The sequence below is a fragment of the Nocardia sp. NPDC050712 genome (genome assembly GCF_040654295.1).
GTDB lineage: Bacteria > Actinomycetota > Actinomycetes > Mycobacteriales > Mycobacteriaceae > Nocardia.
Genome location: NZ_JBFAHT010000001.1, coordinates 1,653,873 through 1,665,775 on the forward strand (window position 1 = coordinate 1,653,873; position 11,903 = coordinate 1,665,775).

Genomic DNA, 11,903 nt, shown 5'->3' on the forward strand with positions numbered 1-11,903 from the left:
GCGGGGAGGGTTGGTATCGAAGGTGAATACAGGAGGTTCGCGGTGACGTCGTTCGGCATGCGCTTGCAACACGCTATGCGGCAGTTCGGGCCGGTGTGTGTCGGGATCGACCCGCACCCGCCGCTGCTGAAGTCCTGGGGCCTGACCGACGACGTGGCCGGCCTCGCGAAGTTCACCGAGCTCTGCGTGGACGCCTTCGTCGGTACGGTCGCCCTGGTCAAGCCGCAGGTGGCGTTCTTCGAGGCCTACGGCTCGGGTGGCCTCGCGGTGCTCGAGCACGCCATCGCCGATCTGCGCGCCGCGGGCACCCTGGTGCTGGCCGACGCCAAGCGCGGCGATATCGGCTCCACCATGGACGCCTACGCCCGCGGCTGGCTCGGTGACGGCCCGCTGGGCACCGACTCGCTGACGGTCTCGCCGTATCTCGGATTCGGTTCGCTGGCACCGGCTCTGGAGCTGGCCGAGCGCAACGGCCGCGGGCTGTTCGTGCTGGCCGCGACCTCCAATCCCGAAGGGGCGCAGGTACAGCGGGCGACCGGCGCGGACGGGCGCACGATCGCCCAGACCATCGTCGACGAGTGCGCCGCGCGCAACGCGGGGCAGGAATTCGGTTCCGTCGGTGTGGTTGTCGGCGCGACGCTCACCGAGGCGCCGGACCTGTCGGCGCTCGGCGGCCCGATCCTGATGCCCGGCGTGGGCGCGCAGGGCGGCGGCGCGGAGTCGATCCGGGCACTGGTGCCGGAATCGGTGCTGCCGCTGGTGGTGCCGAATGTCTCCCGGGAAGTCCTGAGCGACGGACCGACCGTGGCGGCGCTGCGCGCCAAGGTGAGCGCCCTGCAGGAGGACTTCGCGTTCCTGCGCGGGTAACCCCGCCGCAGTGCCCCCGTACCGGCCCCTGTGCCGCACCCAGAACGCGTTCCGGGTGCGGCACAGGGTTTTCCTGTCGGGAGCTCCCGGCCGCGCCCAGCCGGCCGCGGAGGGCGCGCCGAGCCTGTGCGATAGATCGCGTCCCGTGGACATGTGTTCGATCCGACACGCGGACAAAAGCGACGACACGCGGAAAAATTCGAGAAACTTCCTGGTCGCGCGCGTGACGGTTTGCTACGCGGATGTAACAGGTGGTCGCAACTATCCGGCTAACCTGCGCGATTAGCGAAAACTGGCTGGTCCCAACACCTTTCGCGACACCCCGAACAAGATCGCCAGCGTGACCGGGGCGTCCTTCGCATCCACGCGCGCACACCCTTACGACATCGGCGAATCATGCGCTGACCTGGGGGGTGGGTTCGCAATCGTGGGCGGACGTGGGTACGGTCGCTGAGACTGCCGGGTTACTGGCAGGGTTGATGCAATAAACGATGAGACGGAGGAACCGTGGCCCTTCCCCAGCTGACTGACGAGCAGCGCGCCGCTGCTTTGGAGAAGGCGGCTGCCGCTCGCCGCGCTCGGGCGGAGCTCAAGGAGCGCTTGAAGCGCGGTGGCACCGACCTGAAGAGCGTCCTCAAGGATGCCGAGACCGATGAGATTCTCGGCAAGATGAAGGTGTCGGCTCTGCTCGAGGCCCTGCCGAAGGTTGGCAAGGTCAAGGCTGCCGAGATCATGAGCGAGCTGGAGATCGCCCCCACGCGGCGTCTGCGCGGGCTGGGCGACCGGCAGCGCAAGGCGCTGCTGACGCGATTCGACTTCGACGCCTCCTGATTACCAGGGTGATCGAACACACGCGGAAGGGTCGACTGGTTGTACTGGTCGGCCCCTCGGCCGTTGGCAAGTCGACGGTCGTGCGGTGCGTGCGGGAACGTCTGCCGCAACTGGTCTTCAGTGTGTCCGCGACTACCCGGGCCCCCCGGCCCGGGGAGGTCGACGGGCGCGACTACCGGTTCGTGTCCCGAGACGAGTTCGACGCCATGATCGAGGCGGGCGAACTGCTCGAATGGGCAGACATCCATGGCGGGTTGCAGCGCTCGGGCACCCCGGCGGCCCCGGTTCGGGAGGCCATGACCGCGGGACTGCCCGTGCTCGTCGAGGTAGACCTCGAGGGCGCGCGGTCGGTACGTACCGCGATTCCCGAAGCTACGTTGGTGTTCTTGGCCCCGCCGAGCTGGGATGAGTTGGTCTCCCGGCTGGTGTCGCGTGGCACCGAGACACCCGAGGTCATCGAACGCCGGCTGACCACGGCGCGGACCGAAATGGCGGCCTGTGACGAGTTCGACATCGTCATCGTGAACGACGAGGTGACCAGCGCCTGCGAGCAGTTGGTATCCTTGTTCGTTAGCACAAATTCGAGATAGGCGCGCCCCGCCTTCGAATCGTCCGCCGTGCTGGTAAGAAATGCACTGCCCACCACCCGACTCCCAGGAGCCTCCTCAGTGAGCGACATCAAGACTGTGCCCGCGTACGACACCCCGATCGGCCTGACCAACCCCCCGATCGACGAGCTGCTCGAGCGCACGTCGTCCAAGTACGCCCTGGTCATCTACGCGGCCAAGCGCGCGCGTCAGATCAACGACTACTACAACCAGCTCGGTGACGGCATCCTCGAGTACGTCGGCCCGCTGGTCGAGCCGGGTTTGCAGGAGAAGCCGCTCTCGGTCGCGATGCGCGAGATCCACTCCGATCTGCTCGAGCACTCCGAAGGCGAATAGTCTCCCAGTAGATCGTGTCCGTTGATCAGTCAGCCGGAGGGGCAGTGAGCACACGCATCGTCGTCGGAGTCGGCGGCGGGATCGCCGCGTACAAAGCGTGCGCGCTGGTCCGGCGATTCACCGAGACCGGACATCAGGTCCGGGTCATCCCCACCGCCTCGGCGCTGGAGTTCGTCGGCAAGGCCACCTTCGAGGCGCTGTCCGGGAACCCGGTGCACACCGATGTGTTCTCCGACGTGCCCGAGGTGCCGCACGTGCGGCTGGGCCAGGAGGCCGACCTCGTGGTCATCGCCCCGGCCACCGCCGACCTGATGGCCCGCGCCGCGCAAGGCCGCGCCGACGATCTGCTCACGGCCACCCTGCTGACCGCCCGCTGCCCGGTGCTCTTCGCCCCCGCGATGCACACCGAGATGTGGGAGCACCCCGCGACGCAGGCCAATGTCGAAACCCTGCGCAAGCACGGCGCGATCGTGATGGAGCCCGCGCACGGGCGGCTCACCGGCGCCGACACCGGCGCCGGGCGGCTGCCCGAGCCCGAGGAGATCTTCGCCCTCGCCGCGCTGCTGCAGGAACGCCCCGACGCGATTCCGCGTGATCTCGAGGGCCGCCGCGTGGTCATCACCGCGGGCGGCACCCGGGAACCGCTGGACCCGGTGCGCTTCCTCGGCAACCGCAGCTCCGGCAAGCAGGGCTACGCGCTCGCTCGCGTCGCCGCGCAGCGCGGCGCCCAGGTGACCCTGATCGCGGGCAACACCATCGAGATGGCGGCCCCCGCGGCCGTCGAACTCGTGCACGTCACCACCGCCGACCAGCTCAAGACCGCCGTGGACAAGCACGCCGTCGGCGCCGACGCCGTCATCATGGCGGCTGCGGTGGCCGATTTCCGGCCCACCAGCGTGGCCGCGGCGAAGATCAAGAAGGGCGCCGGCGAACCCGACGTCATCAACCTCACCAAGACCGAGGACATCCTGGCCGGTCTGGTGCAGGCCCGGCGCGACGGTCAGCTGACCGATACCGCCATCGTCGGCTTCGCGGCCGAAACGGGTGACGAGCACGGCGACGTGCTCACCCACGCCCGCGCCAAACTGGCGCGCAAGGGCTGCGACCTGCTCGTGGTCAACGCCGTCGGCGAGGGCAAGGCGTTCGAGGTGGACACCAACGACGGCTGGCTGCTCGGCGCCGATGGCACGGAACAGGCTCTCGACCACGGATCCAAGGCGCTGCTGGCGAGCCGGGTGCTCGACGCCCTCGGCCCGTTGCTGCGGAAGTAGGTCCGGATGCTGTCGAGATACCAGCCGACCCTTTCGAGCGACCTGACAAGCAGTCGCAAGCGGTGTCGATGTTGCGACTCCCAATGTCGCTGACTTGCTGAGTAATTAACGATCTGTGGCCGAGCCCGGCGCGATCGATACGAACGCAGCAAAAGCTGCGCCGGAGATGACGGTTCGCCGAATAGTCTCCTGACAGCGATCCGACCTGGGTCGTCGTGTCGATGGTTTGGAATAGTCTGAGAAGGGTCGCGGTTGTGCGAGCACCGCTGAACCGCCGTGACCCATACGAACCCGTTGAGGGAGAGGGAATACTGTGCCCACGTCTGGCAGCCGCCTATTCACCAGTGAGTCCGTGACCGAGGGTCATCCGGACAAGATCTGTGACGCGATCAGCGATTCCATCCTCGACGCGCTGCTCACCGAGGATCCCCGCAGCCGCGTCGCTGTCGAAACTCTTGTGACCACCGGTCAGGTCCACGTCGCGGGCGAGGTCACCACCTCCGCCTACGCCGACATCCCGCACATCGTGCGGGAAAAGATTCTGGAGATCGGATACGACTCCTCCGCAAAGGGTTTCGACGGTAACTCCTGCGGCGTCAACATCGCCATCGGCGCGCAGTCGCCGGATATCGCCCAGGGCGTAGACACTTCGCACGAGGCCCGTGTCGGCGGCTCCGACGACGAGATCGAGAAGCAGGGCGCGGGCGATCAGGGCCTGATGTTCGGCTACGCCACCACCGACACCCCCGAGCTGATGCCGCTGCCGATCGCGCTGGCGCACCGGCTGTCCCGGCGGCTGACCGAGGTGCGCAAGTCGGGCGTGCTGCCCTACCTGCGGCCCGACGGCAAGACCCAGGTCACCATCGAATACGAGGGTGACAAGCCGGTCCGCCTGGACACCGTGGTCATCTCCACCCAGCACGCCGCCGATATCGATCTCGACAACCTGCTCGCCCCCGATATTCGCGAGAAGGTGCTGGAGTCGGTGCTGGCCGATCTGGAGCTGCCCAACCCGCTCGACACCGCCAACGTGCGCCTGCTGGTCAACCCGACCGGCAAGTTCGTGCTCGGTGGCCCGATGGGTGACGCCGGCCTGACCGGTCGCAAGATCATCGTCGACACCTACGGCGGCATGGCCCGCCACGGTGGCGGCGCGTTCTCCGGCAAGGATCCGTCGAAGGTGGACCGTTCGGCCGCCTACGCCATGCGCTGGGTCGCCAAGAACGTCGTCGCGGCCGGCCTGTCCGAGCGCGTCGAGGTGCAGGTCGCCTACGCCATCGGCAAGGCGGCGCCGGTCGGCCTGTTCGTCGAGACCTTCGGCACCGAGCAGATCGACCCGAGCAAGATCTCCGCGGCCATCGCCGAGGTCTTCGACCTGCGTCCGGGCGCGATCATCCGGGATCTGGATCTGCTGCGGCCGATCTACGCCCCGACCGCCGCGTACGGCCACTTCGGCCGGACCGACGTGGACCTGCCCTGGGAGCGGACCGACCGCGCGGACAAACTGCGCGCCGCAGCCGGACTCTAAAAAAACTAGGCCGCGTGGACGACATCGCGGAGCGAACACCGACAACAGCGGGACACCCGATCGCCCGGGTGCTCCCGCTGTTGTCGCCTGCCCACCTGGACCGCGACTTCGACTACCTGGTGCCGACGGAGTTCGACGAGATCGCCCAGCCGGGTGTGCGGGTGCGCGTGCGTTTCGCCGGGCGGCTGGTCGACGGGTATCTGCTGGCGCGGCTCGAAAAGAGCGACCACGCGGGCAAACTCGTCAAACTCGAACGGGTGGTGTCGGCCGAGCGCGTGCTCACCCCGGAAGTCCTGCAACTCGCGATAGCGGTAGCGGGCCGGTACGCGGGCACCCGCGCGGACGTCCTGCGCCTGGCCATCCCGCCCCGGCACGCGGGCGCGGAAACCGGCAAGAAACCGCGGGCCACGAAGAAGAGCGCGAAAAACACTGCGGCACAGCCTGAACCGGTCGATCTGGACGACGAATCGATCGAGGAGGATTCAGGCACGGCCGTCGACACGGTTGCTGTGGATCCCGGCCGAGAGCACACCGGTGCCGGGTCCGCACCTGGTGGGGGGACAAAGGATTCGCCTGCACGCGTGGAGGTGGGGGACGATCCGGCTGTGCGCGCTGGAGTGTCGGGCCGCGAGCCCAGGTCCGAAGATTCGACGGACGGCGAGTCTGCGCCCGGAGGCGAGGGGGAGCGTGCGGTCGAGCCCGCCCACGTGGTGGGCAGCGACTCCGATCCTGCTGAAGCGACCGGAATCGAGTCCGAGCACGTCGGTGTGTCCGAGCCTGTAGCGCCCAGTGCCCCGGCGGACCAGGCGGTTGCGGCGATCGATCCGGAGCCGTGGTCGCGGTATGTCCATGGGGGAGCGTTCGTTTCGGCGCTCGGCCAGGGCAAGGGTGTGCGAGCGGCCTGGCAGGCGTTGCCGGGGGAGGACTGGGCGGCGCGGCTGGCGGAGCTGGCGGCGACCGTGGTGGCCAGTGGGCGTACGGCGGTGCTGCTGGTGCCGGATCAGCGGGATCTGGATCGATTGCTGGCGGAATGTGTTCGGCTGGTAGGGGAGTCGGCGGTGGGGTTGGCGGCCGGGTTGGGGCCGTCGGCGCGGTATCGGCGGTGGTTGTCGGTGTTGCGGGGGAACGCGCGGATCGTGGTGGGGACGCGGGCGGCGGTGTTCGCGCCCGCGAAAGATCTTGGGCTGATCGCGATTTGGGACGACGGCGACGACACCTACGCGGAGCAGCGCGCGCCGTATCCGCATGCGCGGGAAGTGGCGATGCTGCGCGCGCACGAGACCGGAGCGGCCTTCGTGGCGGCGGGGTTCGCGCGCACCGCCGAGATCCAGGCGGTAGTCGAATCCGGCTGGGCCCACGACCTGGTCGCCGATCGGGACGTGCTGCGGCAAGCCACCCCGCGCATCAACGCGCCCGGTGACAGCGACTGGGCACTGGAACGCGATCCGATCGCCAACGCCATCCGCATTCCGGGTATCGCGTTCGCGGCGGCGCGGGCGGCGCTGAAGGAGGGCGCGGCGGTCCTGGTGCAGGTGCCGCGGCGCGGCTATGTCCCCGCGCTGTCCTGCGCGAAGTGCCGTACCCCCGCCCGCTGCCGGCATTGCAACGGCCCCATGGCTTTACCGCAGGGTCCGCGCGCCGACGAGGCGCACAGCCCGAGCTGTCGCTGGTGCGGTATCGCCGAGGCGGCGTACCGGTGCCCGACGTGCGGTTCGCGCGCGTTGCGCGCGGTGGTGATCGGCGCGATACGCACCGCCGAGGAACTAGGTCGCGCGTTTCCCGGGATTCCGATTCGCGGGTCGGGCGGTGGCACCGTGCTCGACACCCTCGAACCCGGCCCGCAGGTGGTGGTCGCGACGGTCGGCGCCGAACCGCTGGTGCGCGGCGGTTACGCGGTGGCGTTGCTGCTCGACGGCTGGGCGCTGCTCGGCCGCGCCGATCTGCGGTCCGCCGAGGACACGCTGCGCCGCTGGATGACCGCCGCCGCGCTGGTCCGGGCGCGCGGCCAGGTCATCGTGATGGCCGAACCGTCGGTCCCGACCGTGCAGGCGCTGATCCGCTGGGACCCGATCGGGCACGCCCAGGTCGAGGTCGAGCAGCGGGCCGAGGTCGGCTTCCCGCCCGCGGTTCGCCTCGCGGCGATCGACGGCACCACCGAGTCCATCGCCGAATTGCTCTCCGAGACAAAGCTTCCCGAGGATGTCGAGGTCCTCGGGCCGGTCCCGCTGCCGCCGGGCGCGCGCAAACCGTTCTCCAGCGGTGACGATCCCGCCGAGGTCGAGCGCATGCTGTTGCGTGTGCACCGCCGCTCCGGCGCCGCCCTGGCTCGCGCGCTCATCGCCGCGCAGGCTGTGCGCAGCACCCATCGCTCGGACGCGCCGCTGCGCGTGCAGATCGATCCGATCGATATCGGCTGAGGGTTTGCTGCGGCCCGCCGCGGCTGCACCGCCTGGTCACCGGCCCGCAAGTCCGCGTACCGTGGGTGTTTCGACACGTCGTGGACGCGATCGGGGGCGATGCGACATGGCAGATTCCGGATGTCCGCCGGTATTCACAGGGGATGGGTGTGACCCGCGGTGAGTGGGCCGGAGACGAGTCGGTAGACCGCCAGCCCGCCCCCGGTTCGCCGGCAGGACACCGCCCGATACCCGCTCGCCATGAGCTCGCGCACGGTGCCGCAGAGGTGGCGGTGCAGTCCGGCGGTGGCGGGCCCGGGGCAGTACTCCCAGTTGTCCGGGATGGCCAGCAGCACGGCGTCGTAGTCGACCCGATCGTCGGGGACGACGCGGCCGGGGATGATGCCGGGCGGGGGGTCGGGCCAGTTCCGCACGGGCGCATCGAGATCCCAGCGGGCGACGATGCGGTGGGTGGGGAAGCCGCGGTCGCGGCCGGTGTCCTCGATCCCGTACATGTTGTCGATGAACTCGTAGCCGCAGGCGCCGATGACGTCGAGGTAGAAGTGCGCGTTGGCGGCACGCAGTGGGTCGTAGGCCCAGTAGATACGTTGCAGCCCACGGCGTATCGCGATGGCGCGCACCTGGTGCATGAGGGTGCGCCCGACACCGGTGTTCTGGCAGTCGGGCCGCACCACGAGCAATTCCATGTAGTGGTAGGCCCGTTGCGCGTCGAGGTGCCCGATCGGGGCGCGGCCCGGGAAACCGTAGCTGAACCCGACCAATTCCCCGTCCAGATGCGCCCCGACAGCAATTCCGCCGTTACGAACCAGCGACACGAGCAGGCGCGGGCTGGGCGCGGGATCGGCGGTACAGAGCCGAAAGACCTGCCGATAGAGGGCGATTGGGTCACGCATGGTGTCGGCGCTGGTCAATTCGCTGACCAATACCTGCCGGACTACCGCGGTCACCCCCTCACCGTACCCACCCGGCCCGGTAATGGGCCAGCCCCAACGGCTTCCAGTTTCCAGGGCGTGACCAACGGCCAAACTGTCGGCAATAACGTGACATTCGACGTGCTGGTCCGGGGCGGAACGCTCTTCGACGGCACCGGCCGCCCCGGCTATCGCGCCGATATCGGCATCGCCGCCGGTCGGATCCACGCCATCGGCGATCTGGCGGCGGCCCGGGCCCGCTCGGAGGTGGACGCGACCCGACGGTACGTACTGCCGGGTTTCATCGACGCGCACGTGCACGGCGAAGGGGCGGTGCTGGATCCGGCGGTGCAGCTCGCGGCGCTGCGCCAAGGGGTGACGACCTTCGTGCTCGGACAGGACGGTCTGTCCTTCGCTCCGGCCTCGCGGGCGGCGCTGCGCTGGGTGGAACGCTATTTCGCGGCCGTCAACGGTCCGGTCCCCGCGGTGCTGACCTGCTCGAACGAGGCCGTGACCGTCGCGGAGCTACTGGCGTGCTACCACCGCACCACCGCGATCAACACCGCGTATCTGGTGCCGCACGGAACAGTCCGCTACAGCGTCATGGGCGGGTCGCCGCTGGCTCCGGACGCGTGGCAGCTCGCCGCCATGGTCGAACTCACCGAGCAGGGGCTGGACCAGGGCGCGGTGGGCGTGTCCTCCGGATTGGGTTATCTCCCTGGACGATTCGCCGACGCGGAGGAGCTGGGAGCGGTCTGCGTACCGGCCGCCCGGCGGGGTCTGCCCTATGTGACGCACATGCGCACCTATGGGGACGCCGCCGACAAGGGCATGTCGGAGGCGTGCGCGGTGGGCCGGATCAGCGGTGCCGCCGTGCATATCTCGCACTATCACGGGCCGGGCGAGGTGCTGGCGGGACTGGTCGACACCGCCCGCGCGACGGGGCAAGATGTCACCTTCGACACCTATCCGTATCTTCGTGGATGCAGCATTCTCGCCAAAATGCTGCCGGATTGGCTGGCCACCGCGGATCTGGACGGCACCCTGGACGCCCTGGCGGACCGCGCGGTGCGCAAGCTGCTCGACACCCAGATCGACGAGCGGCTCTGGCACGCCTGCATTCTCGCCCACGTACCGGCGGGCCGGTATCGCTGGGCCGAAGGGTTGCCGCTGGACGTGGCGGCGGCGTGGGCCGGTGTCCGCCCGGCCGCGTTCTGCGCGGACGTGCTGATCGCCTCGGCGCTGGATGTGGGGATCGTTTTCGATTATCCCGAACGCGCCCTGGAGGATTCGGTGCGCTGCCTGCTGCGGCACGACGCCCACATGGGCGGCTCGGACGGCATCTACCTGGGCGGGCGCCCGCATCCGCGCGGGTACGGCGCGTTCGCGCGGATGCTGTCGCGGCACTGCCGCGAACTCGGCGACTGGACCTGGGCCGAGGCGGGCGTGCACCTGGCCGCTCGCCCGGCGCGGCGATTCCGGCTCACCGACCGCGGCGTGCTGGCCCGGGGCAAGGCCGCGGATCTGGTCGTCATCGACCCGCGCACCATCCGCGACCGCGCGACCTACGCCGCGCCGCGCGAGCCCGCCACCGGGATCGACGACGTGATCGTCGGCGGGGTGCCGGTGCTCGCGGCGGGCCGGCGCACCGGGCGATTACCGGGCACGGTGTTGTCCGCGTGCTGAAAGCTCAACGACAGGAACGCGTTTCAGATACCGTTACCCGCAAGTCCCGCCCCGGGGTGGTCACCCGCCCGGGGCACCCGCGAGGAAGGACTTGACGTGGCAACCACCGGGCGGCCGCTCACCGTAGGCGAGCGGATCGAGATCCGGCGGCGCAGGCTCGGGCTTTCTCGCCGGGTCGTGGCGCAGTTGGCCGGTCGCAGCGAGGAATGGCTGCGGCAGATCGAACGCGGGCATCGCGAACTCGACAGCATCGCGGCGCTCTACCGCATGGCCGAGGTCCTGCACCTGGACGACCCGGCCGCGCTGCTCGGGCACCCCACCTCGAGCCAGTCCGCCGCGCGCGATATCGCGCCCACGCTCACCCCGCTCAATCACGCGATCATGGATCACCCGACCGCGCGCGCCTTCGGCACCGAAACCACCGGGCCGCCACCACCGCCGGAGCAGGTGCGGGCCGAACTCGAGCAGTGCTGGAACGCCTGGCTCGGCGCACCCGATCGCTATACCCGGCTCACCACCCAGTTGCCCGTGGTGCTGCGGTCGGCGCGGTCGCTGCGGGCGGCGACGCGCACCACCGCGAGCGGATCGACGCACGACGCCGGGCTGCTGCTGGCCGAGTCCTATCACTTGGCGCGCTTCCTGCTCACCCGTGTCGGCGACTATCACCTGGCCTGGCTGGTGGCCGACCGCCCGGTCGGCATCTTCGCCGACGCGAAGCAGCCGATTCTGGTCGCGGTCAGCGCCTGGCATGTGGCGGCGGCCCTGAACACCCTCGGCTATCACGCCGAATGCCGCGACTACGCGCTGGCCGCGGCCCGCCGGCTGGCACCGGTGCGGGCAGGGCGGTCGGTGCTCGGCGCGCTGCAACTGATCGCGGCGTACGGGGCCGCGGGTATGGGCGATTCGCTCGGCAGCCAGGATCTCGTCGCGGCCGCCCGGGAGACCGCTTCCCGGCTCGATCCGGACGTCCCCGAGCGGCGCGACGTCTGGTTCGGGGTCGCCGAGGTGGCCATCGCCGAGATCGATATCGCGGTCCGGCTCGGGCGGCTCACCGAAGCCGTGCGCTGCGCCGCGCAGGTGGAGTTGGCCGACACCGCCTCGATCGAACAGCGGGTGCGCTACTACACCACCATCGCCCACGTCTACGGACTGCTCGGCGACGACATCGCCGCCGTCGTCGCGTTGCAGCGGGCCTGCCAGGCCTGTCCGGAGGACATCCGCTACGACTGGCTGGTGCACCGCACCCTGCAGCGGCTCGCGCGCCGCGACCATCATCTGGTGCGCCGCGAGCTCGCCACCTTGCTCACCGTCGCGGGGCTGGCCTGAGGCCCAAATCCATTTGGGGTGCGAAACCCACACGATTTTGGACCCGAGTAAATCCCCAGGAAGTCACCGCTTTTCGGGGCCGGAATGGCCGCCCGGTGCGATAGCGGATCCGGCCCGGAATC

At 69.6% G+C, this 11,903-nt stretch carries 10 protein-coding genes; 9 read left to right on the forward strand and 1 reads right to left on the reverse strand.

The genetic code is table 11. The annotated features are described in order from the left end of the window. The first annotated feature begins 42 nt into the window (after nucleotides 1-42). The 7 genes from pyrF (at nucleotide 43) to AB0H76_RS07975 (ending at nucleotide 7,858) form a co-directional block, all read left to right on the forward strand. Nucleotides 43-867, forward strand: coding sequence for an orotidine-5'-phosphate decarboxylase (pyrF, locus tag AB0H76_RS07945; RefSeq protein WP_357318955.1), 825 nt, complete (start codon nucleotides 43-45; stop codon nucleotides 865-867). A gap of 507 nt (nucleotides 868-1,374) precedes the next feature. Further along, nucleotides 1,375-1,698, forward strand: coding sequence for an integration host factor, actinobacterial type (mihF, locus tag AB0H76_RS07950; RefSeq protein WP_194813993.1), 324 nt, complete (start codon nucleotides 1,375-1,377; stop codon nucleotides 1,696-1,698). A gap of 8 nt (nucleotides 1,699-1,706) precedes the next feature. Further along, complete coding sequence (gmk, locus tag AB0H76_RS07955) at nucleotides 1,707-2,288, forward strand: guanylate kinase (protein WP_357318958.1); 582 nt, start codon at nucleotides 1,707-1,709, stop codon at nucleotides 2,286-2,288. Nucleotides 2,289-2,366: 78 nt separating this feature from the next. After that, the gene (gene rpoZ, locus AB0H76_RS07960; protein WP_357318961.1) at nucleotides 2,367-2,642 is read left to right on the forward strand and encodes a DNA-directed RNA polymerase subunit omega; all 276 of its coding nucleotides are present in this window, start codon (nucleotides 2,367-2,369) and stop codon (nucleotides 2,640-2,642) included. Nucleotides 2,643-2,686: 44 nt separating this feature from the next. Next, nucleotides 2,687-3,913: a bifunctional phosphopantothenoylcysteine decarboxylase/phosphopantothenate--cysteine ligase CoaBC gene (gene coaBC / locus AB0H76_RS07965; protein WP_357318964.1), complete on the forward strand. Its 1,227-nt coding sequence runs from the start codon at nucleotides 2,687-2,689 to the stop codon at nucleotides 3,911-3,913. 313 nt (nucleotides 3,914-4,226) lie between these two features. After that, nucleotides 4,227-5,441 (forward strand): methionine adenosyltransferase, encoded by a 1,215-nt coding sequence (metK, locus tag AB0H76_RS07970; protein WP_357318967.1) that lies wholly within the window; start codon nucleotides 4,227-4,229, stop codon nucleotides 5,439-5,441. 14 nt (nucleotides 5,442-5,455) lie between these two features. After that, complete coding sequence (locus AB0H76_RS07975; RefSeq protein WP_357318970.1) at nucleotides 5,456-7,858, forward strand: primosomal protein N'; 2,403 nt, start codon at nucleotides 5,456-5,458, stop codon at nucleotides 7,856-7,858. 134 nt (nucleotides 7,859-7,992) lie between these two features. Here AB0H76_RS07975 and AB0H76_RS07980 read toward each other — a convergent pair whose 3' ends face one another. After that, nucleotides 7,993-8,805 carry a GNAT family N-acetyltransferase gene (locus tag AB0H76_RS07980; protein ID WP_357318973.1) on the reverse strand — a complete coding sequence of 271 codons (813 nt, stop codon included), beginning with the start codon at nucleotides 8,803-8,805 and terminating at the stop codon, nucleotides 7,993-7,995. Nucleotides 8,806-8,868: 63 nt separating this feature from the next. Between AB0H76_RS07980 and AB0H76_RS07985 the strand changes: the two genes are divergently transcribed. Further along, a complete protein-coding gene (locus AB0H76_RS07985; RefSeq protein ID WP_357318976.1) occupies nucleotides 8,869-10,455 on the forward strand; it encodes an amidohydrolase family protein in 1,587 nt (528 codons plus the stop codon). A gap of 96 nt (nucleotides 10,456-10,551) precedes the next feature. Continuing rightward, nucleotides 10,552-11,781: a helix-turn-helix domain-containing protein gene (locus AB0H76_RS07990; RefSeq protein WP_357318979.1), complete on the forward strand. Its 1,230-nt coding sequence runs from the start codon at nucleotides 10,552-10,554 to the stop codon at nucleotides 11,779-11,781. Nucleotides 11,782-11,903 lie beyond the last annotated feature (122 nt).